This window comes from Rathayibacter caricis DSM 15933, assembly GCF_003044275.1.
Lineage (GTDB): Bacteria > Actinomycetota > Actinomycetes > Actinomycetales > Microbacteriaceae > Rathayibacter > Rathayibacter caricis.
This window is the reverse complement of sequence record NZ_PZPL01000001.1, coordinates 1,130,544-1,154,276: the sequence shown is the minus strand read 5'-3', so window position 1 is coordinate 1,154,276 and position 23,733 is coordinate 1,130,544. Positions and strand designations below refer to the sequence as shown.

Genomic DNA, 23,733 nt, shown 5'->3' with positions numbered 1-23,733 from the left:
CCCGCGGTCTGCCTAGGCTCGACGGATGCGCCCTCCACGTCTCCTCCAGCAGGTCGTCGGCACACTCAGCGGACAGAAGCCGGCCGCGCCCGTCAGCCGTCGCGCCCGCCGCGCCTCCCTCGCCGAGCAGACCGTGCGCAGCGTGCTCGAGCTGGCGGTGCGGCTCGGCGAGACGCTGCTCTCGCTCGGAGCGGCGGCGGCCGAGGTGACCGAGACGATCCAGCGCGTCTGCCGGGCGTACGGCATCGAGGTGCAGGTCGACCTCACGTTCACGTCGATCCTCGTGGTGCACGACGGAGGCGACGACTCCGCCGGCGTGAGCGTGCTGCGGGTGGTGCAGACGCGCAGCGCCGACTACGAGCGGCTCGCCCGCGTGACGGCGCTGGTCACCGCGATCACCGACGGCTCCCCCGAGGTGCGGGTCGCCGACACTGTCGACTCGAGCGAGGCGCGCGACGAGGCCCGGCACCAGTTCGAGGCGGCCCACGAACGGCTCGACGCGATCCTCGTGCAGCCGCACCGCTACCGCCGGGCCGTCGTCACCCTCACTCTCGCGGTCATGGCCGCCGGAGTCGCGGTGCTGCTGGGCGGCGGACCGCTCGTGGTCCTCGTCGCGGCCGCCACCGCCGCCCTGATCGACACCGTCACCCGCTTGCTGGGCGGGTGGGGCCTGCCCGCGTTCTTCCAGCAGATCGCGGGCGCGGCGGTCGCGACCGGAGTGGCGGTGCTGCTGCTCGCGGTCGTGCCGCAGCTGCCGGTCGAGCTCGCCGCGCTGCCGCCGGCGCTGGTGGTCGCCTCCGGGGTCGTCGTGCTGCTCGCCGGCCTCTCGTTCGTCGGCGCCGCGGACGACGCGATCAACGGCTTCCCGATCACCGCCGGCGGACGCCTGCTCGAGGTCGGACTGCTCACCCTGGGCATCGTCGTCGGGATCGCCGCCGTGCTCGATGCGGCGCGCTCCCTCGGCGTCGAGCTCGTGCTCGTCGACTCCTACGCCCGCCCCTGGCCGGCCGGCGTGCAGATCCTCGGCGCGGGGATCGCGGCCGGCGCGTGGGCGCTCTCGTCGCACACCCCGCCGCGTCCGGCGCTGATCGCCGCGCTCACGGGTGCGGGCGCGTGGCTCGCCTCCGACTCGCTCCTCGCGCTCGGCGCCGCTCCGCTGATGGCCAGCGCCGCTCCCGCGCTCGTCATCGGCCTGCTCGGCGAGGCCCTGTCCGACCGGATGCGGATCCCCGCCGTCGTGACGACCGCCTGCGGGATCGTGCCGCTGCTGCCCGGGCTGACGCTCTACCGCGGCGTGCTGGACCTGACGTCCGGCGGCGACCCGGCGAGCGGCATCGAGCTGCTGCTGCAGGCCGGGATGATCGCCGTCGGGCTCGCGGGAGGCGTCACGCTCGGGCGCATCGCATACCGCCGACTGCGGACTCCGGTGGTGCGCGCCGTGGCGCCGGTGCGTGCGCGGGCGCGGCGGGACCGCGGGATGGACGCGGCGCTGGCCGCCGACGTGCTGTACCGGGAGGGCGAGCCGTCGCCGACCACGGCGCCGCTGCCGGTCGTGGATCCGGCGCCCTCCCCCTCGGATCCGCACGAGCCGCTCGTGCGGACGGGGACCCTCCCGATCATCAGCACGATCGGGGCACCGGAGGCGAACGGCGTCTCCGACTCCGCGGACCCGGACCGCGGTTGACCCGCGAGTGGGCGCGGAACGGGCCCTACACGAGGCTTGAAGCCCGCATCGCGTCCACTCGCGCGACCACGCACCCGCGAGTGGACCCGGAACGGGCCCCATCCGCCCTGCAGAGCCCGGATCGCGCCCACTCGTGCAGCGACGCATCCGCGAGTGGACTCGGATCGGGCCTGATCCGACCCGCAGAGACCCACGAGCGACCAGTCGCCACCCGCGCGAGCATCACCCGTCACCACTCCCCCTTTCCTCACGCCGCGATCGGTCCTACAGTCGGTCGTGACAAATCGTTTTGTCGCCACAGCACTGCGGAACGACCACCACCCGCAAGCTCCTCGATCCGGAGCACCGCGTTCCCCCCCCCCCCCCCCTCCGCATGCGGCACCCCCAGCACACGAGAGCGAGCACCGATGCCCGGCCCCTTCCAGTACGACGTCACGACCTGGCCCGTCGGCGATCCGACCCGCGACGTCGGCGAGGTGCTGAACAGCATGCTCGACGACGTCCGGAGCCGTCAGACCGCCACCGACGAGCAGCAGGGCGGCAGGCCCGGCGCCGTCATCCACCTCCCGCCGGGCGACTACCCGCTGCGCACGCAGGTCGTCATCGACATCAGCTACCTGCGCATCCAGGGCTCCGGCCACGGCTTCACCTCCTCCAGCATCCGGTTCAACGTGCCCGAGGCGGAGTGGCCCGACCTGCACGAGCTGTGGCCCGGCGGCAGCCGCATCCAGGTGCTGCTGGAGGGAGGCGCCACGCAGGAGGAGGGCGCCGCGTTCCTCGTCCGCCGCGAGGGCAGCCCGCGGATCAGCTCGGTCGAGTTCGTCGACTTCTGCCTCGACGGGATGCACTTCGAGGCCGACGGCACGGACGTCCACCCCGAGAACACCTACGTGAACGGCCGCACCGGGATCCTCGTCACGAGCGCCAACGACTCCTTCCGCGTCACCGGCATGGGCTTCGTCTACCTCGAGCACGCGCTGACGATCCACCACGCCGACGCGCTCTCGATCCACGACAACTTCCTCGCCGAGAGCGGCAGCTGCATCGAGCTGCTCGGCTGGGGCCAGGCGTCGAAGATCACCGACAACCTGCTCGGCGCCGGCCCGCACGGGCACTCCATCCGAGCCGAGAACCACGGCGGGCTGCTGATCACCGCGAACAACGTGTTCCCCCGGGGCGCGAGCAGCGTGCACCTGAGCGGAGTGACGCGCTCGAGCGTCGTCGCCAACCGCCTGCACTCCTTCTACCCCGGCATGGTGCTGCTCGACGAGGGCAGCTCCGAGAACCTCGTCGGCTCGAACCACCTGCTGCGCGATCACGAGCCGTGGACGCCGTTCCTCGGCATCGACAACGGCCGCGACGACGACTTCGGCCTCGTCCGGATCGACGGCAGCGACAACTCCGTGCTCGCGAACCACGTCTCGGAGGTGGTGGACGCCCGGAAGGTGCGCCCGGAGGGATCCGCGCCGGTGATCGTCCGCCTGGTCGGCGGCACCGGCAACCAGGTCTCGGGCAACCACATCGTCGGCAAGGACGTCCGCGCCGCCTCGGGTGGATCCGCCTTCGAGGCACAGGTCGACGCGCTGCTCTCGACCGCGACCTCGGACCGGCTCCCGCTCACGACCGTCCTCGTGGACGCGGCGTCGACGCGCAACACGATCCTCGACTCCGGCACCGAGGACGAGATCGTCGCCGACCGCGCGGTGAACGCGGTGCGGGCGACCCCGTCGATCCCGGGCTGAGCCGGCGGAGGGAGGGGCTCGCCGCGCCCCCGGCGTGGTTCTCGGGGCCGGTTCCGCAGATCGTGCGCACCGCCTCGATGTCGTCGGCGTGCGGGCTCTCGAGGGTGAGCCGCGCGTGCGGGCGGAACCGCAACTCGGCGGTTCCGGGCGCACGGGCGGGGCGGCCGCGCCGTGCCGCTCACCCGAGCAGGGTGATGCCGCCCTCGGTCACCACGGCCCGCAGCTCGGTCAGGTAGCGCCGCGCCTGCTCGGTGAGAGGGATGGCGGAGTGACCGATCCAGCCGATCTCGATCCGCTCGTCGACGTCGAGCGGGACGGCGACGATGGCCGGGTCGAGGTCGTCGCTGATGATGCCGGTCGAGATGGTGTACCCGTCGAGGCCGATCATCAGATTGAAGATCGTCGCCCGGTCGGACACGCGGATCTCCCGGTCGCTCGACAGCGTGGAGAGGATCTCCTCGGCGAAGTAGAAGGAGTTGTCCGCCCCCTGGTCGAAGGTGAGCCGCGGCAGCTCGGCGAGATCCGCGAGGGTCACCCGCTCGCGCGAGGCCAGTGGGTTCCTCCGCGAGACGAAGATGTGCGGCAGGGCGAGGAAGAGGGGATGGAAGGCGAGCCCCGCGTCGCGGAGGATCTTGTCGATGACGTCCCGGTTGAAGTCGTTGCGGTACAGGATCCCCAGCTCGCTGCGCAGAGTGCGGACGTCCTCGATGATGTCCCGGGTGCGGGTCTCGCGCAGGGAGAACTCGTACTTCTCCCCCTCCGTGCTCCTGACCATCCGCACGAAGGCGTCGACGGCGAACGAGTAGTGCTGCGTGGACACCCCGAGCAGGCGACGCGACGGCGGCCGCCCCAGGTAGCGCTGCTCGAGGAGCGCCACCTGCTCGATGACCTGCCTGGCGTAGCCGAGGAACTCGGCACCGTCCGTGGTGAGGGCTACCCCGCGGGCGGAGCGGACGAGGAGGGCGCGTCCCACCCGCGTCTCGAGATCCTTCATCGCCGCGGACATGGTCGGCTGAGCGACGTAGAGCAGGTCGGCCGCAGCGGAGATCGACCCCTCGGAGGCGACCTCGACGAAGTAGTGGAGCTGCTGGAGCGAGATCCCGCCCGTTCGTCGTGCCATAGGGCGGGACTATACCCCGGCATAGTCGCGCCGGATTCTTCGATGCCTCCGTGTGACGGGCACTCTGGGTCCGCACGCTTCCCTCAGGGCCGGTGCGGCCTGCTGATCATCGGATTGGGCGCTCATGGCGAACGACGTCACCTTCAGGATCACCACGACCTGCTTCGACGAGGACTACACCCCGTCGACCAGCTCTCGGAGCACCACGAACTTCGCCAACCTCGCCCGGGGCGAGCACCGCAGGCAGAACCTCCGCAACGCCCTGACGATGATCGACCGCCGGTTCAACGACCTCGCCCACTGGGACAACCCGGGTCGGGACCGCTACACCGTCCAGCTCGAGATCGTCTCGGTCGAGGTGGGGTTCCCCGCCGAGGAGGCGGTCCGCGACTTCCCCCTCCTCGAGGTCCTCGACGTCCGGATCGTCGACAGGCTGACCGGCGTGCGCCACCACGGGATCGTCGGGAACAACTTCTCGTCCTACGTCCGCGACTTCGACTTCAGCGTGCGACTGCCGGCCGCGAACACGGGTGCGGAGGAGTTCACCGTCCCCGAGGACTTCGGCGATCTGCACGGCGCCCTGTTCCAGAGCTTCCTCGAGTCCGACGCGTACCGGGAGCGCTTCTCGGCGCCGCCCGTCATCTGCATCAGCGTGTCGACGAGCAGGACCTACCACCGGACCCCGAACCACCACCCGATCCTCGGCGTGGAGTACCGGCAGGACGAGCGGTCCCTGACCGACGAGTACTTCGGCCGGATGGGGCTGCAGGTCCGGTACTTCCTGGCACCCGGCTCCGTCGCACCGCTCGCGTACTACTTCCGCGGCGACCTGCTCAACGACCACTCGAACCTCCAGCTGATCGGCACGATCAGCACGATGGAGACGTTCCAGAAGATCTACCGCCCGGAGATCTACAACACGAACTCCGCGGCGGCGGACCTTTTCCGGCCGAGCCTCCAGCAGCAGGACTACTCGCGGACGCAGATCGACTACGACCGCGCCGAACGCGATCGACTCGCCGTCGAGCAGGGCGCCTACACGGCGGAGCACTTCATCGAGCCGCACCGGGAGCTGCTGGACGCCTGGGCGGCGGAGCACCGGACCCCCGCCCGCTGATCAGAGAAGGATCGCCACCCGTGAACACTCTCCTGCCCACCTCCATCGCCGGCAGCCTGCCCAAGCCCTCCTGGCTCGCCGAGCCGGAGACGCTGTGGTCCCCCTGGAAGCTCGAGGGCGACGAGCTGGTCGAGGGCAAGCAGGACGCCCTGCGCATCGCCGCCCACGAGCAGCACCGACGCGGCATCGACATCATCAGCGACGGCGAGCAGACCCGGCAGCACTTCGTCACGACCTTCATCGAGCACCTCGCCGGAGTGGACCACGTCAACCGCGAGACGGTGCGGATCCGGGACCGGTACGACGCGAGCGTGCCGACCGTCGTCGGCGCCGTGAGCCGCGAGCGGCCCGTGTTCGTCGACGACGCGGCGTTCCTCCGCCGGCACACGTCCCGGCCGATCAAGTGGGCCCTCCCCGGACCGATGACCATGATCGACACCCTCGCCGACCGCTACTACGGGAGCCGGGAGAAGCTGGCCTGGGAGTTCGCGGCGATCCTCAACGAGGAGGCGAGGGAGCTCGAGGCCGCCGGGGTCGACATCATCCAGTTCGACGAGCCGGCGTTCACCGTCTTCCACGACGACGTGCGGGACTGGGGGGTCGCCGTCCTGGAGAGAGCGGCGGAGGGGCTGCGCGCCCAGACGGCCGTGCACATCTGCTACGGCTACGGGATCAAGGCGAACACCGACTGGAAGCGGACCCTCGGGCCGGAGTGGCGCCAGTACGAGACGTCGTTCCCGCTCCTGCAGCGCTCCACCCTCGACATCGTGTCCCTGGAGTGCCACCACTCCCACGTCCCGATGGAGCTCCTCGAACTCCTCCGCGGCAAGAAGGTCATGCTCGGCGCGATCGACGTGGCGAGCGAGACCGTCGAGACCCCGGAGGAGGTCGCCGGCACCCTCCGCGACGCACTGCGGTTCGTCGACGCGGCGGACCTCCTGCCGAGCTCGAACTGCGGCATGGCTCCCCTGCCTCGCGCGGTCGCCCACGGGAAGCTGAGCGCGCTGACCGCCGGCGCCGAGATCCTCCGCGCGGAACTCACCGCCTCGGCACCCTGACCCGCACGAGGGCGGGCGGGCGGATCAGTCGATCGGGCGCGCCTCGACCCGGCCGCCGAGCACGCGGACGCCGGTGGCCGGCTCGATCGGCCCGCCCAGCACTCCGGCGGTCGTCACGGCCTCCAGCACCGGTCCGTCCACGGCCACCGCGACAGGCCCGCCCGCGTGCGGTGCCGTCCACGGCTCCGAGCCGGCCCGCTCGAGCACGAGCTCGGAGCCGCTCCACATGAGCGCGGACGACGGGGCGATCTCGAGGCGGTCGCCCGGGGCCTCCGGCGTCCAGTCCAGGCGCACGGGGCCGTCGAGCGGCCCCTCCGCCTCGACGGACCGACCTCCCGCCCACGCCGGGTGCGGCAGGAGCACGAGGCGCTCGTCGCGGATCGCGAGCACGTGCGGCAGGCTCAGCGCGCTGCTCCAGCCGGCCTCGGCATCGGCGACACCGCGCATCCAGAACATCAGGCACGGCCGCCCGTCCTCGTCGCGGAAGAACGAGGGGGCGTAGTAGGAGTCGCCGAAGCTGAGCCGCCCCCAGTCGCGCGCCTCGAAGCGTCCGTCGGCGTAGTCGCCGATGCCGTAGGCCGCGTAGTGGAGGACGTCGTCGTCCCAGACGGAGCTGATCAGCACGTGCCGGCCGTCGACCTCGACCACCTGCGGGCACTCCCAGAGCGCGCCCGTCCACACGGGCTCGCGCTCGGCGGAGGAGCGGCGCGCGGCGACTCCGTCGTGCTGCCACGAGTCGAGGTCGCTCGACGTGTAGGTGATCGCCAGCGCCTCGCCCGCCGCGGTGCCCGCGCCGACGAACATGCGCCAGCCGTCGCCCTCGCGGAGCACGAAGGGGTCGCGGAACACCACCACGTCCGGGTCGGCGGGCGGCTCGATGAGCACGTCGCCCTTCTCCCACTCGTCCCAGCTCTCGTCGACCGGCCGGGCGACGCGGACCCGGCCGAGCGCGTAGTCCGCCTCGACGGTCGAGGTGTAGAGGATCCGCGCTCCGTCCTCGGCCACGACGAGGCTGCCCGTCCAGATGCCGCCGTCTCCGTCACCGGGGGCGAGGGCGACAGGGCGGTGCTCCCAGTGCAGGAGGTCGGTCGCGACCGCGTGGCCCCAGTGGCAGTTCGGAGCCCAGACCGTGCTGCCCGGGACGTACTGGTGGAAGAGGTGGTAGCGGCCGTCGTGGAAGGTCAGGCCGTGCGGATCGTTGATCCAGCCGGACTCGGCGGTGAAGTGGATCCGCGGGCGGAGGGCGTCGGCGCGCTCGAGGCCGAGGGGGGAGGTGCTGGTCATATCGTGACAATACGTTTTGGCAAAACGTATTGTCAATCGCGCGCATCCGATGCATGCTGTCGTCGTGCGGTCGCCTCGACAGCGGCCGCTCCCCCTCCCGCAGTGCTTTCGATTGGAGCCGAAGTGATGTCGCTTCGCAGACCTTCCCCCCGACCCGCCCGCCGCCTCCTCGTGGTCGGCGCGGTCGCCCTGACCGCCACCACCGTCCTCGCCGGCTGCGGCGCCGGCGGCGGCACCGGCGCGTCCGGCGACGCCGACACCGTGACCGTCCTCGTCGAGGCCGGCGGCCACGGCGAGCTGCAGCCCATCGCCGACCAGTACACCGAGGAGACCGGCACCTCGATCGAGTTCGTCGAGCTCCCCTACGACGGCCTCTACAACCGTCTCAACAGCGAGTTCTCCTCGGGCAGCGTCTCGTTCGACGTCGCCGCGCTCGACGCGATCTGGCTGCCCGCGTTCGCCGGCGCCGTCACTCCGCTCGACGACCTCTACACCGACGAGGTCACGTCCGACCTGTTCCCCTCGCTCGTCTCCGAGGCGACCGTCGACGGCAGCAAGGTCGGCATGCCGGCCTGGACCAACTCCGAGATCCTCTACTACCGCAAGGACCTCTTCGAGGACGAGGCGCAGAAGACGGCCTTCAAGGCCGAGTACGGCTACGACCTCGTGCCGCCCACCACCTGGGAGCAGTACACCGACGCCGCCGAGTTCTTCACGCAGGACACCGACGGCGACGGCACGCCCGACCTCTACGGCACCGACGTCAAGGGCGCGGTCGAGACGGAGTGGCTCGCCACCCTGTCGCAGACCGGCGAGACCACCATGGTCACCGACACCGACGGCGCCGTCTCGCTGGGCGACGAGAGCAGCAAGGAGGCGCTCGACTTCTACACGAGCCTCCTCCCCTACGCCCCTCCCGGAGCCGCTCAGCTCGACTGGGCCGGCGCGCAGAACCTGTTCAACCAGGGCAAGACCGCGATGATGCGCTTCTGGGCGCACGCCTACCGCCAGATCCCGGCCGACGCGGCCGTCGCCGGCAACGTGGGCGTCGCTCCGATGATCGGCGGCGAGGCCGGCCCCGCGGGCGTCCCCGGCGCCTGGTACCTCTCGGTCGCGAAGGCGAGCGAGAAGCAGGAGAAGGCGCTCGAGTTCGTGCAGTACGCCTTCGACAACAACGAGCTCAGCGCCGACACGAGCCTGGGCCTCGCCTCGCGCATCTCGGTGCTCGAGAAGTACTCCACCGTCGAGGGCTACGAGAACTACGGCCCCCTGCTCGAGACGCTCCAGGCGCCCGCCACGCTCCCCCGCCCCGCGGTCGCCGAGTGGCAGCAGATCGTCGACACCGTGCTCGTGCCGATGCTGCAGAAGGCCGTCGAGCCCGGAGCCGACAACCAGGCCCTGCTCGACGACGCGACGCAGCAGGTCGAGTCGCTGGTGGCCGAGTGACCTCCGCCACCGAGGTGAGCACCGCGCGCGGCGCCCGGTCGGGGACCTCCCCGGCCGGGCGCCGGCCCCCGCGCCGCGCCCTCACCGACCGCCGCTTCGCCGCCCTGCTGATGGTGCCGGCGGCCCTGTTCCTCGCCGCCTTCGTCGGCTGGCCGCTGCTGCAGTTCGTCGGCGACTCCTTCTTCGAGATCGACCCGATCGCCGGCAGCCGCGAGTTCGTCGGCCTCGGCAACTACGCGACCGCCTTCGGCTCGCCCGACTTCCTCAACGCCTCGTGGCGCACCCTCGTCTACACGATCGTGGTCGTGACGCTCGAGTTCGTGCTGGGCCTCGGAGTCGCGCTGCTGTTCACCGCGCTGGGCGACGCCTCGCGGGTCTTCCGCACGATCTTCCTGTACCCGCTGATGATCGCTCCGATCGTCGCCGGACTGCTCTGGCGCTTCCTCCTGATCGACAACTTCGGCATCGTCAACGAGGTCCTGAGCCGCGTCGGCATCCTGTCCTCGCCCGGTCAGATCGCCTGGCTGAGCGACCCGTCGATCGCCCTGTTCTCGGTCGCGATCCCCGACATCTGGCTGACCACCTCGTTCGTCACGCTGGTGCTGTTCGCGGGCCTGCAGAACATCCCCGGCGACGTGATCGAGGCCGCGCGCCTGGACGGCGCCCGCTACCCGGCGATCCTCTTCCGCATCGTCATCCCGCTGCTGCGGCCGGTGATCGCGGTCGCGCTGATCCTGCGCGGGATCGACGCCGCCCGGGCGTTCGACGTCATCCTCATCCAGACCAACGGCGGACCGCAGCAGAGCACCGAGACGATGTCGCTGCTGATCTACCGCACCATGATCCGGTTCGGCGATCCGGGACTCGCGAGCGCGATGGGCACGGTGTACCTCGTCGTCATGCTGACCGTCGCCCTCGTCGCGATCCTCACGATCTGGCGACCCGGAGGAGAGAGCACCTCGTGAACGGACTCGAAGCCACCCGCGTCGGCCCCCGCGCGATCATCTGGATCGCGCTCGCCCTCGCCGTCGTCCTCTACGGATTCCCGTTCGTCTACATGCTGCTGACGTCGCTCAAGACGCCGCTCGAGACGATCGCGGTCCCCCCGCGGATCCTGCCCACGCAGTGGACGCTCGACAACTACGTGGCGGCGCTCAGCCGCGACGGAGTCGTCGCCTCGTTCATCAACAGCATCGTGACCGCGGTCCTCAGCACCGCCGTCTCGCTCGTGCTGGCGATCCCCGCGGCCTACGCGGTGACCCGCTTCCGCACGCGGCTCGGGCGCATCTTCATCGTCGGCGCGCTCGTGATGCGGATGGTGCCGCCGATCGTCGTCGGCGCCCCGATGATCTCGATCTTCCGCACTCTCGGCATCGCCGACACCTCGCTCGCCCTGGCGATCGCGCACACCACGATCTCGCTCCCCCTCTCGATCTGGCTCATGTCGAGCTTCTTCGAGGCGGTCCCCGGCGAGCTCGAGGAGGCGGCGAAGATCGACGGAGCGTCGCGGCTCGGCGCCCTGTGGCGCGTCGTGATCCCCGTGACGGCGGGCGGAGTCGCGGTCACCGCGATCTTCGCGTTCCTCGCCTCGTGGAACGAGTTCCTCTTCGCGCTGCTGCTCACCGCGGTGCGCGCGCAGACGACTCCGATCGTCATCGCGAACTTCCAGACGCAGTTCGGGCTCGACTGGGGCGCGATGACGGCGCTGGCCGTCCTCTACTCCCTCCCCGTGATCCTGCTCACGCTCGTGCTGCAGCGGCACATCGTCGCCGGGCTCACGCTGGGCGCGGTCAAGGGATGAGCGGGCCCGCGGCGATAGTCTCGACGTTCGAGCGATGAGGGATGTGGGAGACGTGACCCCTAAGGCAGTCGGCATCCGCGACGTCGCTCGCGAGGCGGGCGTCTCCGTGACGACCGTCTCCCACATCCTCAACGACGTGGAGTCGGCGCGCGCGAGCGACGAGACGCGCGAGCGGGTCCGCGCCACCGCGGCCAGGCTCGGCTACGGCGCCAACCGCATCGCGCGCAGCCTCCGCCGGCAGCGGACCGAGATGATCGGCCTGATCAGCGAGGAGATCGCGACCACTCCGCACGCCGGTCGCATCATCCTCGGCGCCCAGGAGGCCGCTCAGGCGCACGGGCTCACGCTCGTCGTGATCAACACGATGCGCGACTCCGGCGACCTCGGCGCCCCCATCCGGACCCTGATGGACAACCAGGTCGACGGCATCCTCTTCGCCACGATGTTCCACCGCGAGGTCTCGCTGCCGGAGTCGCTGCACGCGATCCCGTCGGTGCTGATCGACGCGCGCGACACCGAGGGCCGGATCCCGTCGGCGGTGCCCGACGAGCTCGGCGGGGCGCGCGCGGCGGTCACCGAGCTCGTGCGCGCCGGGCACCGCCGGATCGGGTTCCTCACGAACCGCGACGACGTGCCCGCGACCCGGCTCCGCCTCCAGGCGTACCGCGAGGTGCTCGCCGAGGCGGGCCTCGAGGTCGACGAGTCGCTGATCGTCGAGGAGGTCTCGGAGAGCCCCGGCGGCTACCGCGCCGGCACCCGGCTCCTCTCGCGCCCCGACCGGCCCACCGCCCTCTTCTGCTACAACGACCGCATGGCGATGGGCGCCTACCGCGCGGCCGCCGAGCTGCACCTCGAGATCCCGCGCGATCTCTCCGTCGTCGGGTTCGACAACCAGGAGATCATCGCCGAGGGCCTCCACCCGCCGCTCACCACCGTCGCCCTGCCGCACTACGAGATGGGCGCCTGGGCGGTCGACACGCTCGTCCGGCTCATCGGCGGATCGGGCGAGGAGCTCCTCCTCGCCTCCCACCCGGTGCTGCTGCCCTGCCCGCTGGTGCCTCGCGACTCCGTGCAGGCGCCCGCTCTCTGATCCCCTCGCTCCTCCGCCCGTCCGGGGGCGTCCTCCGGCGCGCCCTCACTCCTCCTCGAAAGGCGTCATGTCCTCCTCCCTCTCCGCGCCCGTCCTCGTCCTGGGGGACGTCCTGATCGACGAGATGCGGGATCCCGCCGGCTCGACCGACGTCCCGGGCGGCTCCGCCCTCAACGTCGCGGTCGGCCTCGCCGTCCTCGGCACGCCGTCCCTGCTCGCGGGGATGGTCGGCGACGGCGCCGCCGGGCTGCTCCTCCGCGAGCACCTGCGCGCGCACGGCGTCCCCTTCCTCGCCACGCCGGCTCCGCGGGGCACGGGCCGGGCGGTGTCGGACCGGACCGACGGCGAGCCCCGCTACTCCTTCTCGGAGGCGTCGCGCTCGCGCACCCTCCTGCCGACCGACGCGCTGCGCGCGGCCGCCGCCCGCGCCGAGCGGATCGTCGTCAGCGGCTTCCCGTTCGACGACGCGGCCGAGGTGGCGACCCTCGAGGCCCTGGTGCCCGCGGGCGCTCGGCTCGCGATCGACGCGAACCCGCGGCCCGGCCTGCTGCGCGACCGCGGCGCCTTCGCCGCGGGGCTCCTCGCGCTCTCGGCCCGCGCCGACCTGGTGAAGGTGGGAGCGGAGGACGCCGAGCTGGTCTTCGGCACGGGCCTGGCCGAGGCGACCGAGCGGATCCTCGCGGCGGGCGCCTCCGCAGTGCTCGAGACCGCGGGCCCGCACGGTGCCGCGCTCGTGCGGCTGGCGGGGCGCGTCTCGGTGCCGATCGCCGGCGCCCCGGGATCGGTCGTGGACACGATGGGAGCGGGCGACGCGACGTTCTCGGCGGTCGTCGCCGGGCTGGACGGGCCGGATGCGGACCCGACCGCGGTGCTCGCGCGGGCGATGGCGGTCGCCGCGGCGACCATCCGCTCGGCCGGCGGGCTGCTGCGGCTGCCGGGCTGACCGGCGCCCGGACGCGCCGACGTCCGGGTCGTCCCACGCAGAGGGACACGAGCGGGCTCCCTCACAGGAGTGAGTGCCGAACGGGGCGCGGGCAGTTCCACTCCCGCCCTGGAACGCGCTGAGACCCGCGGGTACGCTGGAACGGCGAGGCGTGGACCCGGCGCTCTCCGCACCCCTCCCACTTCCCGATCCGCTCGCGGTCGGCAAGGCGACTCTCCCGAAGGGACCTCACCATGTCCGATCCTGACCGGATCCCCTCTGCGCTCTCGCGGCGCTCGCTCGTCAGCGGCACCGTCCTGGGCCTCGGCGCGGCACTGACTTTCGCCACGCCCGCCTCCGCGGCGCCGAACTACAGCAAGGTGCCCAAGCTCCCGGGAGAGATCGGGCGGAGCGACACCGTCACGTCCCGCTTCGGCAAGAAGAAGTACGAGGTCATCGACGTCGTGATCTCGGGCGACCGCACGCGCCTCTTCGTCCCGCACGCGACACCGCCCAGCCTGACCCGCGGCGCCGGCTTCCTCTGGTACTACCACGCGAACGGGAGCAGCTACGCGGCCCTGTCCGGCGCGTTCCAGTACACCGCCGACCAGGTCGTGGACCAGGGCATGGTCTGCATCTGCCCGAACTACGGCGGCAGCGTCTGGACCAGCGAGACGGCCCTGCAGGCGCAGCGGAACGCGACCGCCTACGTCCAGAAGCTCTGGAAGGTGTCCGTCTCGTTCCTCCGCTCGAACTCGGGAGGCGGCGCGCTGCTCTGCTACGCGTACGGCAAGCGGATGGTCCCCAACATCCGCGGGGCGTACCACGCCAGCGGCGTCTACGACATGGAGGACGTCCTCCTCCGCCGTCCCGAGAGCGTGCTGCCTGCCTACGGCAACGACCCGGCCGCGGTGAAGGCGACCAACCCGATCTACCTGCCGCAGTCGGTCTGGGCGAAGACGCGCCTGCGCATCAGCGGCTCGCCCGAGGACCAGGTCGTCCCCTACGAGAAGCACTCGGCCCGCCTCTACCGCCGCGCGCTGCCGGTCGCCAAGGAGGTGTCGCTCCTGTCGCACTCGGGCGCGGGCGGCCAGTACGGCCACGTGGTGCCGTCGCAGACCAACAAGGACATGCTCGTGACGTTCCAGCGCTGGATGACCGAGGGCCCGGCCTGACGCTGAGCGGAGTCCGGGCGCCGGACTCCGCGTTCACAACGAAGGAAGGATGCGCCCGGGCGAGCGGCGGGGACGCGTGTCCACGCCACCGTTCGACCATCCTTCCTTCGTTCTGAACACGATTCCGCGGACGAGGCTGCGGCTCGACCTCGGCTCAGACCCCTCCGCGGCGGCAGGGCGGCCGTCTTGCTCCTCTCGTAGCGTCATGTGGTGCGCTGGACCCACGTCCACTCGAGGAAGGCTCCCGCCATGCACCCGTCCCTCATCCCTCCCCGCCAGGTCATGATCGGCGACGCGGCCGCGTTCGTCGGCACCACTCCGCGAGCGATCCGGCACTACCACGGGATCGGGCTGCTCCCGGAGCCCGAGCGGGGCGCCGACGGCCGCCGCCGGTACGGCTACGAGCAGATGATCCGGCTGCTGTGGATCCGGCGGATGGCCGAGGCCGGGATCGCGCTCGACGACATCCGCGACGCCTTCGCCGACGCGGCGCCCGCCGACGGAGCTCGAGCCGTGCTGGAACGGCTCGAGCGGAGCCTCGCCGCGCAGGAGGAGGAGCTGCGACGGCAGCGCGCCGCCGTGCGGAGCATGCGCGGCAGCGGCAGCCGGGCGGGACTGCTCTCGGACCTCGTGATCCGCCGTCTCGAGAGCGTGCCCGAGGGCTCACTGCGGCAGTCAGACCTCGACACCCTGCTGGTCACCGAGCGGATCCTCGGCCCGCTCGGCGCCGCCGTCCAGGCCGGCCGGTTCCTCGCCCTGGCCACCCATCCGGGCCTGCGGGAGGAGTCGGACCGCGTCGACGCCGCCGAGGAGGCGCTCGACGACACGGTCGCCGTCGACGATCCCCGCGTGGCGCAGGTCGCCGCCGAGCGGCACGCCTTCGAGCAGGTGCTGCAGGCCGTGATCGCGGCCTCCGGCCAGGATCAGGACGACGAGGCGCTCTTCGACGAGTGGGACGCCGCGCATCCCGACGGCGTCGAGGGCGGAAGAGAGATGAGCGCGGTCGAGGCCGTCGGGAGGATGCCGTACGACTTCTCCCCCGCCCGCCTCCGCTGCATGGAGCTCGTCGCAGAGATGGAGAGCCGGCTCCACGAGAGCACGCCGCCCGGGTGACGTCGACGGATCGAAGGAGACGGATCCCCTCCGCCTCTCAGTGCGCCTGCGCCCCGGAGATCGGCTCGTCTGCCTGCCGCCCAGGGTCGGCGGGGTCGGCGGCGGCATCGAAGCTGCGTCTGTTCTCGACGATCGTCTGCTGATGGTCCCCGACCCAGTCGCCGACGGCGAAGGCGACGCTCTGCAGGGAGCGTCCGAGGTCGGTGACCTCGTACTCGACACGGGGCGGAACCTGCGCGTACACGGTGCGCGAGAGGAGTCCGTCGCGCTCGAGGGCGCGCAGAGTGACCGTGAGCATCCGGCGGGAGATGCCCGGGATCGTGTCGGCGATCTCGGTGAAGCGCAGGCGATCGTTCCCGAGGACGCCGATGACCAGGAGGGTCCACTTGTCGCCGATGCGCGACATCAGCGATCGGAACAGCTCCGGCGACTCGCCAGAGCAGAGCTGGTGCATCGAGGGCATGGACTCGCTGAGGCGTTCCTGGAGAGCCCGGCCTCGATCATCGCGGGACATCGCTCCTCCTTCGGTCACCGCGGGGTAACAGGGGTGCGATTGCGGTAACGGGATCCGAGCGTACACAGTTACTGCCGGTAACCACAGCGGTTCACCGCCCCGCCATCAGCAGGGCGACAGCCCGGACACGCTCGGATCGCACGAGCGGAGTCCTGAGAAGGAGAAGCATGTCCCTGTTCCGTCTGGACGCCAGCATCCGCGTCGAGGGATCGACGAGCCGCGCTCTCGGCGACATCGTCGAGAACGAATGGCGAGCCGCGCACCCCGATGCCGCGATCATCCGTCGCCACCTCGGCTCCGACCCCCTCCCGTCGACCTCGTGGTCGGACGCGGTGGCGGGATCGATGACACCTCCCGACGCCCGCAGCTCCGCGCAGAACGAGGCTGCAGCCCTGGCAGCCGCGCTGACCGACGAGCTCGAGGGCGCCGATGCGCTCCTCTTCGCAGTGCCGCTCTACAACTTCGGCGTCTCGCAGCACTTCAAGACGTACGTCGACCTCGTGCTCACCGACCCGCGCATGGCTCCCGGGCGGACGCCCTCGATCGCCGGCAAGCCCGCCGTGCTCGTCACCGTGCAGGGCGGCAACTACGCCGCCGGGACTCCCCGCGAGGGCTGGGATCACGCGACCGGGTGGATGCGCCGGATCCTCGAGGACGTCTGGGAGCTCGACCTCGAGGTCGTCACCCGCGAGTTCACCCTCGTCGGAGTCAACCCGAGCCTGGACCGGTTCACGGACATCGCGGACGAGCTCAGAGCCCTCGCCGAGGAGCGCGCCGGGCACCACGGTCGCACTCTCGCGGCACGACGGGCCGCCTGAGTCGGAGCGCGCTGCTCGCGCGCGATGCCGGAGAGATCCGGTGCGCGCTCGGGACGGTCGCGCGAGGCGTCTCCCCTCGTGCTGGGGCGGAGGAGGATGACTCCATGCGGTTGATGACGAGGACGTCCGGCTCGGGCCCGATCACGGTGGGGCTCGTGCACGGGCTCGGCGCGAGCGGAGCGACGTGGCAGCCGCTGATCGACCGGATGCTCGCGGACGGGCGGTGCACGGTGACCACCGTCGACCTGCGCGGGCACGGGAGCAGCGACCGCGCCGCGTCGTACGGGCTCGAGGCGCTGGCCGACGATCTGGTGGAGACCCTCCCCGCCGGCCTCCACAGCATCGTCGGGCACTCCCTTGGCGGACCGGTCCTCGTCCGCGCCGTCGAGCGCCTCGCGCCGTCCCGCGCGATCTACCTCGACCCCGGCTTCCAGCTCGCCCTGCCGACCACGGGGATCGCCGGGCGCCTGTTCTGGCTCGTCCCGCTGCTGAGCCTCGGCGTCGCCCAGGCGCTCCGCGCGCGCCGCAGCGGAGCACCGACTCCGCTCGACCCGGCCGCCCGATCGCTGGTCGAGCACGCCCAGGAGCAGTTCGACCGGAGGATGGCGATCGGAGTGTTCCGCGACGTCGCGTTCCATCCGCTCGCCCCCGCGGCGCCGGCGGTGCCCTCCACCCTCGTCCTGTCGGACGAGTCCCCCTCCGTGATCCCCGACGCACTCGTCGGATCGCTGGAGCACCTCGGCTGGGGCGTCCGCCGGCTCGCCGGCCTGAACCACGACCTGCACCTCGAGGATCCCGACCGCACGTTCGAAGCGCTCCGCGACCTGCTCTGACTCCCCGGTCCACTCAGGGCGCACTCGCTACTCTCGTGATCCGACGACGAGGAGAGGCATCGGATGCTGGAGACGATCCTCGAGGCACTCTCGCTGACCGCGGCTCCGCTCGGCCTCCTGTTCCTCCTCGCGGCGTTCGTCGCGGCGCTGATCGACGGGCGCTGGCTGCCGACGACCGCGTACCTCGAGGACGGGCCCCCGCGCTCTCTGCACTGGGTGACGCGCGCCGGCGAGGTGCGCTCGCATCCGCTGACCTCGGGCGACCCCCTCGCGCCCGTCGGATCCGATCAGCGGGAGGTGCACTACCGCGAGGAGGACCCCGAGCGGATCCGGCTGCACCGCTGGAGCGACGCCGTGCGGGCGCTGCGGCTGACGGGCCTGATCCTCTTCGGGGCCGGAGTCGTGCTCGGGATCCTCTCGACGCTCCTGTCCCTCGTCGCCTCGTGACCTCTCGACGCTCACTCGCCCGGGCGGCCGGCGTTCTGTGGCTGCTCGGCGCCGTCGTCTACGTCGGCGGCGAGGCGATCGCGGCGGCCGCGTTCCCCGGCTACAGCTACGCGGCGAACTACATCAGCGACCTCGGAGTCCCCGACGTCGAGCTCTACCAGGGACGCGCGATCGACTCGCCCCTGAGCGCCGTGATGAACACGGCCTTCGTGCTGCAGGGCCTGCTCTACCTCGCCGCCGCGATCCTCACCGCGCGCGCCGTGCCCGGCGGGCGGTGGCGCGCGCTCCTCGCTCCCGCGGCCGCCTTCGCCGTCGGCAGCGCGCTGATCGGAGTCGTGCACGGGAGCCGGGCGAGCGCCGAGAGCGGGATCGGCTGGCTGCACGTCCTCGGGGCGGCCCTCGCCATCATCGGAGGGAACGCCGCCTCGATCGCCGCCGGCGCGACCGCCCGCCGCCACCAGCTGCCCCGGTCCTACGCGATCGCGGGCATCGCGCTCGGAGCCGTCGGGCTCGCGGCGCTGATCCTGCTCCGGATCGACTCGGAGACGACCGGCTTCGACCTGCTGCCGGACGGGGTCTGGGAGCGCCTGGCCGTGTACTCGATCACGGCGTGGCAGGTGCTGACGGGGGTCGTGCTGCTGCGACGGCGTCCGCCGGGCACGGACGACGACGGACGGCGCGCGCGCACCGGATGAGACCCCCGCCTCTCGCCCGGACGCGGGTCGGGCGACCGCGCGGACCTCCTGCCGATTCGTTCTTGACGGCGGGGGGACGCGTGTGTACCGTCCAGTTATACGAATAACGAGGACCACGAGGAGGTGGACATGGCTCGACGCACCGCGACGATGCGGCAGGTGGCGGAACGCGCCGGCGTCTCGCAGGCGACCGTGTCCCTCGTGCTGAACAACGCTCCGAGCAACCGCGTGACCGAGGCCACCCGCACCCGCGTCATGGAGGCGGTCGCCGCTCTCGACTACCGCACGAACGCGTTCGCGAAGTCCCTCCGCAGCGGGCAGTCCGGCATCGTCGGCTTCGTCTCGGACGAGGTCGCCAGCTCGCCGTTCGCCGGACGCCTGCTCAAGGGCGCGCAGATGCAGGCCTGGGAGAGCGGGCACATCATCCTCAGCGTCGACACCTTCGGCGAGCAGGCCCTCGAGGCGTCGGCGATCGACATGATGCTGTCGTACCGGGTGCTCGGCGTCATCTACGCCTCGATGTACCACCAGGTCCTCGAGGTCCCGGAGGCGCTCGCCGGCGTCCCCACGGTCGTCGCCAACGCCCAGTCGCTGGGCGGCCGCTTCTCGAGCGTCTTCCCGGACGAGGTGGACGGCGGCTACGTCGCCACCCGCCAGCTGATCGAGGCGGGCCACGAGCGGATCGGCTACATCGACATCCAGCCGCCCCAGAGCACGCTCCCCGCCGGCATCGGCCGACGCGAGGGCTACCGCCGCGCGCTCGAGGACGCCGGACTCGCCGCAGACCCCCGGCTCGTCCGCTACGGGACGGGCGTCGTCGAGGACGGGCTCGAGCTCACCGCCGAGCTGCTCGACGAGCACGACGCCCCCACCGCGATCTTCTGCGGCAACGACCGGACCGCGTGGGGCGCCTACCGCGCCCTCGAGGCCCGCGGGCTGCGGGTCCCCCACGACGTCTCGATCGTCGGCTTCGACGACCAGGACACGGTCGCCCCCTACCTCGACCCAGGCCTGACGACCATGGCGCTGCCCTACGAGCGCATGGCCCGAGAGGCCGTCTCCCTCCTCCTCGCCGAGAACCGCGAGGAGCCCCGACTCCATCCCCTCGAATGCTCACCGGTCCTCCGCGGATCGGTGGCGAGTGCAAAGGTGCGCGCATGACGGCAACGCAGTCCCCCGCCCGGGTCGCCCGACCCCGGCGCCTCCTGAGTCCGAGGCAGCGCCTCGGCTCGCATCTCCGACGAGCCCTGCGGTCCTGGCAGTTATACGTACTACTGACTCCCGCGGTCGTCTTCGTCCTGCTCTTCAAGTACTGGCCGATGTACGGCGCGCAGATCGCCTTCCGCGACTACAACCCGTCGCTGGGCTTCTCGGGCAGTCCGTGGGTGGGCCTGGACAACTTCACGCGCTTCGTGACGTCGTTCCAGTTCGGGCGGCTCATCGAGAACACGCTCACGGTGAACGCGCTCGGCCTGCTGATCGCGTTCCCGGTGCCGATCGTGCTGGCGCTGATCGTGAACCAGCTGCAGAGCGAGCGGTTCAAGAAGTTCACCCAGACCGTGCTCTACTCGCCGTCGTTCATCTCGGTCGTGGTCGTGGTCGGGATGATCCACCTGCTGTTCTCGCCGCGCTCCGGCATCGTGAACAGCGCGATCGTGGCGCTCGGCGGCGAACCGGTGTTCTTCATGGGGTCGCCGGAGTGGTTCCGGCCCCTCTACATCGGCTCCGACATCTGGCAGAACGCCGGCTTCTCGATGATCGTCTACCTCGCCGCGCTGACGGCGATCGACCCGGCACTCCACGAGGCCGCCCGCGTCGACGGAGCGAGCAAGTGGCAGCGGATCCGGCACATCGACATCCCCGGGATCATGCCGGTGATCACGATCCTGTTCATTCTCGCCATCGGCAACCTCTTCAACCTCGGCTTCGAGAAGGTGCTGCTCATGCAGACCGACCTCAACCTGCCGACCTCCGAGGTCATCCAGACCTACGTCTACAAGGCGGGCCTGCAGCAAGCGCAGTTCAGCTACTCGGCCGCGATCGGCCTGTTCAACTCCCTGATCAACCTCGTCCTCCTGGCGACCTTCAACCAGGTCGCCCGCCGGGCGGGCCAATCGAGCCTGTGGTGACGACGACATGACCCAGACCCTCCGCCCCGAGCCCGCCGTCCGCCCCCGGACCGCACCGTCCTCGCGCAGGCAGCCCGCCCCTCCGACCCGCGGACGCATCGCGGACCCCGTCTTCAACACGGTGGCCATCACCGTGCTGCTGCTGGCGATCGTCGCGATCGTCTACCCGATGTACTTCATCGTCATCGCCTCGTTCAGCGAGCCGTCCCAGATCCTGAACGGCAACGTCTGGCTCTGGCCCGAGGGCTTCACGCTCGAGGGCTACGCCCGGATCTTCTCGGACGGGGCGATCTGGCAGGGCTTCGGCAACTCGGTCCTCTACACGGTCGTCGGCACCGCGATCAGCGTCGCGACGATCCTCTGCGCCGCGTACGCGCTGTCGCGGAAGGACCTCTACGGGAGGACCTTCTTCCTCCTGCTGTTCATCGTCACGATGTTCATCGACGGAGGCCTCATCGCCCGCTACCTCGTGGTGCGCGATCTCGGGCTGCTCGACAGCATCTGGGCGGTGGTCCTCCCGGGAGCGGTCGGCGTCTGGAACCTGATCATCGCCCGCTCCTTCTTCGAGAACAACGTGCCCGGGGAGCTGCGGGACGCGGCGCAGATGGACGGCGCGAGCGACTTCCGCTTCTTCTTCAGCATCGTCCTGCCGCTGTCGAAGCCGCTGATCTTCCTGATGATCATGATCCACCTCGTGGCCAACTGGAACGCCTTCTTCGACGCCCTCATCTACCTCGACGACGAGAGTAAGTACCCGCTCCAGCTGGTGCTGCGCAACGTGCTCATCCAGTCCGAGGTCACGTCCGCCGGCGGCTCGGGAGCGATGGACTCCTACGCCGCGGCGCAGCGCCTGGGCGAGCTGATCAAGTACGGAATGATCGTCGTCTCGACGATCCCCCTCCTGATCGTGCTGCCGTTCATGCAGAAGCACTTCACCAAGGGCGCCCTCCTCGGCGCCGTGAAGAGCTGACCCTCCCTCCTCACCACCCGCGGCTCCGCCGTTCCCTCCTGCTGCCTCGCAGCACCCTCCCGCGACCCCGTCGCACCCTCACACGAGAGAGATCACACCGATGAGACACCGCAGTTTCCTCACCCTCACCGCCCTCGGCCTGTCCGGGAGCCTCCTGCTCGCCGGCTGCACGGGCGGCGGCGCCTCCGACCCGGTCGAGGACCGCTCCGCCGAGGTCGGCTTCCGCGAGACCGGCCTGCCGATCGTCGACGAGAAGCTCTCGCTGACCTTCGGCGGCACGAAGTCGGCGCTCGCCCCCGAGTACTCGACGATGCAGCTCGTGCAGCAGTGGGAGGCGGACACGAACATCGCCATCGAGTGGAAGAACCTGCCCGAGCAGGTCTACGCCGAGAAGAAGAACCTCCTCCTCGCCAGCGACGACGTGCCCAACGTGCTCTTCAACTCCGGGCTCACCGACGCCGAGATCGTGCAGTACGGCGAGAACGGCACCCTCCTGCCGCTCGAGGACCTGATCGAGGAGCACGCGCCGACCCTCTCGGGGATCCTCGACGAGCGGCCGGACATCCGCGCCGCCCTGACCGCCTCCGACGGGCACATCTACACGCTGCCCTCGGTCGAGGAGCTCGGGATCCTGCAGTACCCGAACTTCCTCTTCATCAACACGGCCTGGCTCCAGAAGCTCGGCATCCCGATGCCGACCACCATCGAGGAGTACCGCGCCGCTCTCGAGGCGTTCGCGACCCAGGACCCGAACGGGAACGGCGAGGCCGACGAACTGCCGCTGTCGTTCCGCACCGACTCCTTCTGCGCGAACCCGCACGACCTGATCGCCGCGCTCGGCGGCCAGCCCGAGAACAACGACCACCGCATCGTCGTCGACGGCGAGGTGCAGTTCACCGCAGACACCGAGGGCTACAAGCAGGGCGTCGAGGCCCTCGCCGGCTGGTACGCCGACGGCCTGATCGACCCGGAGTCGTTCTCGCAGGACGACGTCGCGTACCTCTCGAAGGGCAAAGCCGACACCGAGATCCTCGGCTCGTTCTTCTGGTGGGAGGCGAAGGAGATGATCGGCGAGGACCGCCTCGGCGACTACGCCGTGCTCGGCGTGCTCGAAGGCGTCGACGGGGTCAAGCGCGCCAGCGTCACCAGCAACCAGGAGATCAACCGCGGAGCGATGGCGATCACGCGCTCCAACGAGTACCCCGCCGCCACCATGCGCTGGGCCGACCGCCTCTTCGACCCCGAGATGAGCGCCCAGACCAGCTGGGGCCCGATCGGAACGACGCTCGAGAAGGACGCCTCCGGGATGCTCGTGCAGATCCCCGCCGCGGCGGGCGAGTCCGAGGGCGAGCGCCGCCAGAAGGTCGCCTCCGGCGGCCCGAAGATCACCACGGAGGAGGACTTCGCGACCGTCGTGGCTCCCGAGCCGCGCGCGAAGGAGCGCCAGGACCTCGTGAACGAGTACTACCTCCCGTACAAGGCGAACGACGCCTACCCGCCGGTGCTGCTCTCGAACGACGAGCTCGACCGCGTCTCGTTCGCGCTCACCGACATCAACACGCTGGTGAAGGAGAAGTTCGCGGCCTGGATCGTCAACGGCACCGTCGAGGACGAGTGGGACTCGTACGTCTCGCAGCTCGAGTCGATGGGCGTCGAGGACGTCACCGCCACCTACCAGCAGGCGTACGACCGCTTCCAGAGCGGCGGCGAGTAGTCCCGGTGGCGCGGGCGGACGTCCGTCCGCGCCTCCCCTCTCCCGTTCCCCCGACCGGCCG

General features: G+C 71.1%; 22 protein-coding genes. 19 read left to right on the top strand and 3 right to left on the bottom strand.

Annotation, left to right across the window (positions count from 1 at the left end):
• The first annotated feature begins 25 nt into the window (after window positions 1-25).
• The gene (locus tag C1I63_RS05375; protein ID WP_107574055.1) at window positions 26-1,684 is read left to right on the top strand and encodes a threonine/serine exporter family protein; all 1,659 of its coding nucleotides are present in this window, start codon (window positions 26-28) and stop codon (window positions 1,682-1,684) included.
• A gap of 407 nt (window positions 1,685-2,091) precedes the next feature.
• Entirely contained in the window at window positions 2,092-3,426 is a 1,335-nt protein-coding gene (locus C1I63_RS05370) for a NosD domain-containing protein (protein ID WP_107574054.1), read from the top strand.
• A gap of 178 nt (window positions 3,427-3,604) precedes the next feature.
• Here the strand turns inward: C1I63_RS05370 and C1I63_RS05365 are convergent, their stop codons facing one another.
• Window positions 3,605-4,546 (bottom strand): LysR family transcriptional regulator, encoded by a 942-nt coding sequence (locus C1I63_RS05365; protein WP_107574053.1) that lies wholly within the window; start codon window positions 4,544-4,546, stop codon window positions 3,605-3,607.
• 124 nt (window positions 4,547-4,670) lie between these two features.
• Here C1I63_RS05365 and C1I63_RS05360 point away from each other — a divergent pair, with 124 nt between their 5' ends.
• Window positions 4,671-5,663, top strand: coding sequence for a putative oxygenase MesX (locus C1I63_RS05360; RefSeq protein WP_107574052.1), 993 nt, complete (start codon window positions 4,671-4,673; stop codon window positions 5,661-5,663).
• Window positions 5,664-5,683: 20 nt separating this feature from the next.
• Window positions 5,684-6,721 (top strand): methionine synthase, encoded by a 1,038-nt coding sequence (locus C1I63_RS05355; RefSeq protein WP_107574051.1) that lies wholly within the window; start codon window positions 5,684-5,686, stop codon window positions 6,719-6,721.
• Window positions 6,722-6,745: 24 nt separating this feature from the next.
• On the opposite strand, the gene C1I63_RS05350 is transcribed toward C1I63_RS05355, so the two are convergent.
• Complete coding sequence (locus tag C1I63_RS05350) at window positions 6,746-8,005, bottom strand: glycoside hydrolase family 32 protein (RefSeq protein ID WP_107574050.1); 1,260 nt, start codon at window positions 8,003-8,005, stop codon at window positions 6,746-6,748.
• 126 nt (window positions 8,006-8,131) lie between these two features.
• On the opposite strand from C1I63_RS05350, the gene C1I63_RS05345 reads away from it, so the two are divergent.
• From C1I63_RS05345 to C1I63_RS05315, 7 genes are all read left to right on the top strand, one after another.
• The gene (locus tag C1I63_RS05345) at window positions 8,132-9,451 is read left to right on the top strand and encodes an ABC transporter substrate-binding protein (RefSeq protein WP_107574049.1); all 1,320 of its coding nucleotides are present in this window, start codon (window positions 8,132-8,134) and stop codon (window positions 9,449-9,451) included.
• Window positions 9,452-9,561: 110 nt separating this feature from the next.
• A complete protein-coding gene (locus C1I63_RS05340) occupies window positions 9,562-10,416 on the top strand; it encodes a carbohydrate ABC transporter permease (RefSeq protein WP_077222346.1) in 855 nt (284 codons plus the stop codon).
• A complete protein-coding gene (locus C1I63_RS05335; protein ID WP_056868938.1) occupies window positions 10,413-11,252 on the top strand; it encodes a carbohydrate ABC transporter permease in 840 nt (279 codons plus the stop codon). Before C1I63_RS05340 ends, C1I63_RS05335 begins: the two co-directional genes overlap by 4 nt.
• A 52-nt stretch (window positions 11,253-11,304) precedes the next feature.
• On the top strand, window positions 11,305-12,342 hold the full coding sequence (locus tag C1I63_RS05330) for a LacI family DNA-binding transcriptional regulator (protein WP_211315573.1): 1,038 nt from the start codon (window positions 11,305-11,307) through the stop codon (window positions 12,340-12,342).
• Between the two features lie 67 nt (window positions 12,343-12,409).
• A complete protein-coding gene (locus C1I63_RS05325) occupies window positions 12,410-13,285 on the top strand; it encodes a PfkB family carbohydrate kinase (RefSeq protein WP_107574047.1) in 876 nt (291 codons plus the stop codon).
• A 233-nt stretch (window positions 13,286-13,518) separates the two neighbouring features.
• The gene (locus C1I63_RS05320) at window positions 13,519-14,439 is read left to right on the top strand and encodes an alpha/beta hydrolase family protein (protein WP_055784804.1); all 921 of its coding nucleotides are present in this window, start codon (window positions 13,519-13,521) and stop codon (window positions 14,437-14,439) included.
• Window positions 14,440-14,688: 249 nt separating this feature from the next.
• Window positions 14,689-15,552 carry a MerR family transcriptional regulator gene (locus C1I63_RS05315; protein WP_107574046.1) on the top strand — a complete coding sequence of 288 codons (864 nt, stop codon included), beginning with the start codon at window positions 14,689-14,691 and terminating at the stop codon, window positions 15,550-15,552.
• Between the two features lie 37 nt (window positions 15,553-15,589).
• Here C1I63_RS05315 and C1I63_RS05310 read toward each other — a convergent pair whose 3' ends face one another.
• Window positions 15,590-16,066: a winged helix-turn-helix transcriptional regulator gene (locus tag C1I63_RS05310; protein WP_244906987.1), complete on the bottom strand. Its 477-nt coding sequence runs from the start codon at window positions 16,064-16,066 to the stop codon at window positions 15,590-15,592.
• 167 nt (window positions 16,067-16,233) lie between these two features.
• Between C1I63_RS05310 and C1I63_RS05305 the strand changes: the two genes are divergently transcribed.
• The 8 genes from C1I63_RS05305 to C1I63_RS05270 all read left to right on the top strand — a co-directional run bounded on the left by C1I63_RS05305 (window position 16,234) and on the right by C1I63_RS05270 (window position 23,672).
• Entirely contained in the window at window positions 16,234-16,884 is a 651-nt protein-coding gene (locus C1I63_RS05305) for an FMN-dependent NADH-azoreductase (protein WP_107574044.1), read from the top strand.
• A 104-nt stretch (window positions 16,885-16,988) separates the two neighbouring features.
• Window positions 16,989-17,717: an alpha/beta fold hydrolase gene (locus C1I63_RS05300; RefSeq protein ID WP_107574043.1), complete on the top strand. Its 729-nt coding sequence runs from the start codon at window positions 16,989-16,991 to the stop codon at window positions 17,715-17,717.
• A 63-nt stretch (window positions 17,718-17,780) separates the two neighbouring features.
• Window positions 17,781-18,164, top strand: coding sequence for a hypothetical protein (locus C1I63_RS05295; RefSeq protein ID WP_107574042.1), 384 nt, complete (start codon window positions 17,781-17,783; stop codon window positions 18,162-18,164).
• Window positions 18,161-18,859 (top strand): DUF998 domain-containing protein, encoded by a 699-nt coding sequence (locus tag C1I63_RS05290; protein ID WP_107574041.1) that lies wholly within the window; start codon window positions 18,161-18,163, stop codon window positions 18,857-18,859. The genes C1I63_RS05295 and C1I63_RS05290 overlap by 4 nt, the downstream gene beginning before the upstream one ends.
• Before the next feature lie 129 nt (window positions 18,860-18,988).
• Entirely contained in the window at window positions 18,989-20,020 is a 1,032-nt protein-coding gene (locus tag C1I63_RS05285; protein WP_107574040.1) for a LacI family DNA-binding transcriptional regulator, read from the top strand.
• Window positions 20,017-20,988, top strand: a complete 972-nt coding sequence (locus tag C1I63_RS05280) for an ABC transporter permease (RefSeq protein WP_107574039.1) — start codon at window positions 20,017-20,019, stop codon at window positions 20,986-20,988. The genes C1I63_RS05285 and C1I63_RS05280 overlap by 4 nt, the downstream gene beginning before the upstream one ends.
• 7 nt (window positions 20,989-20,995) lie before the next feature.
• On the top strand, window positions 20,996-21,958 hold the full coding sequence (locus C1I63_RS05275; protein ID WP_107574038.1) for a carbohydrate ABC transporter permease: 963 nt from the start codon (window positions 20,996-20,998) through the stop codon (window positions 21,956-21,958).
• A 100-nt stretch (window positions 21,959-22,058) separates the two neighbouring features.
• Window positions 22,059-23,672 (top strand): ABC transporter substrate-binding protein, encoded by a 1,614-nt coding sequence (locus C1I63_RS05270; protein WP_107574037.1) that lies wholly within the window; start codon window positions 22,059-22,061, stop codon window positions 23,670-23,672.
• Window positions 23,673-23,733: the final 61 nt, after the last annotated feature.

Excerpts from the sequence above, each read along its gene's own strand:
- C1I63_RS05345 (WP_107574049.1), top strand. The coding sequence starts at position 8,132 with ATGTCGCTTCGCAGACCTTCCCCCCGACCCGCCCGCCGCCTCCTCGTG.
- C1I63_RS05300 (WP_107574043.1), top strand. The coding sequence starts at position 16,989 with ATGCGGTTGATGACGAGGACGTCCGGCTCGGGCCCGATCACGGTGGGG.
- C1I63_RS05295 (WP_107574042.1), top strand. The coding sequence starts at position 17,781 with ATGCTGGAGACGATCCTCGAGGCACTCTCGCTGACCGCGGCTCCGCTC.
- C1I63_RS05370 (WP_107574054.1), top strand. The coding sequence starts at position 2,092 with ATGCCCGGCCCCTTCCAGTACGACGTCACGACCTGGCCCGTCGGCGAT.
- C1I63_RS05350 (WP_107574050.1), bottom strand. The coding sequence starts at position 8,005 with ATGACCAGCACCTCCCCCCTCGGCCTCGAGCGCGCCGACGCCCTCCGC.
- C1I63_RS05270 (WP_107574037.1), top strand. The coding sequence starts at position 22,059 with ATGAGACACCGCAGTTTCCTCACCCTCACCGCCCTCGGCCTGTCCGGG.
- C1I63_RS05365 (WP_107574053.1), bottom strand. The coding sequence starts at position 4,546 with ATGGCACGACGAACGGGCGGGATCTCGCTCCAGCAGCTCCACTACTTC.
- C1I63_RS05280 (WP_107574039.1), top strand. The coding sequence starts at position 20,017 with ATGACGGCAACGCAGTCCCCCGCCCGGGTCGCCCGACCCCGGCGCCTC.
- C1I63_RS05375 (WP_107574055.1), top strand. The coding sequence starts at position 26 with ATGCGCCCTCCACGTCTCCTCCAGCAGGTCGTCGGCACACTCAGCGGA.
- C1I63_RS05360 (WP_107574052.1), top strand. The coding sequence starts at position 4,671 with ATGGCGAACGACGTCACCTTCAGGATCACCACGACCTGCTTCGACGAG.
- C1I63_RS05305 (WP_107574044.1), top strand. The coding sequence starts at position 16,234 with ATGTCCCTGTTCCGTCTGGACGCCAGCATCCGCGTCGAGGGATCGACG.
- C1I63_RS05325 (WP_107574047.1), top strand. The coding sequence starts at position 12,410 with ATGTCCTCCTCCCTCTCCGCGCCCGTCCTCGTCCTGGGGGACGTCCTG.
- C1I63_RS05340 (WP_077222346.1), top strand. The coding sequence starts at position 9,562 with ATGGTGCCGGCGGCCCTGTTCCTCGCCGCCTTCGTCGGCTGGCCGCTG.
- C1I63_RS05285 (WP_107574040.1), top strand. The coding sequence starts at position 18,989 with ATGGCTCGACGCACCGCGACGATGCGGCAGGTGGCGGAACGCGCCGGC.
- C1I63_RS05275 (WP_107574038.1), top strand. The coding sequence starts at position 20,996 with ATGACCCAGACCCTCCGCCCCGAGCCCGCCGTCCGCCCCCGGACCGCA.
- C1I63_RS05315 (WP_107574046.1), top strand. The coding sequence starts at position 14,689 with ATGCACCCGTCCCTCATCCCTCCCCGCCAGGTCATGATCGGCGACGCG.
- C1I63_RS05310 (WP_244906987.1), bottom strand. The coding sequence starts at position 16,066 with ATGTCCCGCGATGATCGAGGCCGGGCTCTCCAGGAACGCCTCAGCGAG.
- C1I63_RS05320 (WP_055784804.1), top strand. The coding sequence starts at position 13,519 with ATGTCCGATCCTGACCGGATCCCCTCTGCGCTCTCGCGGCGCTCGCTC.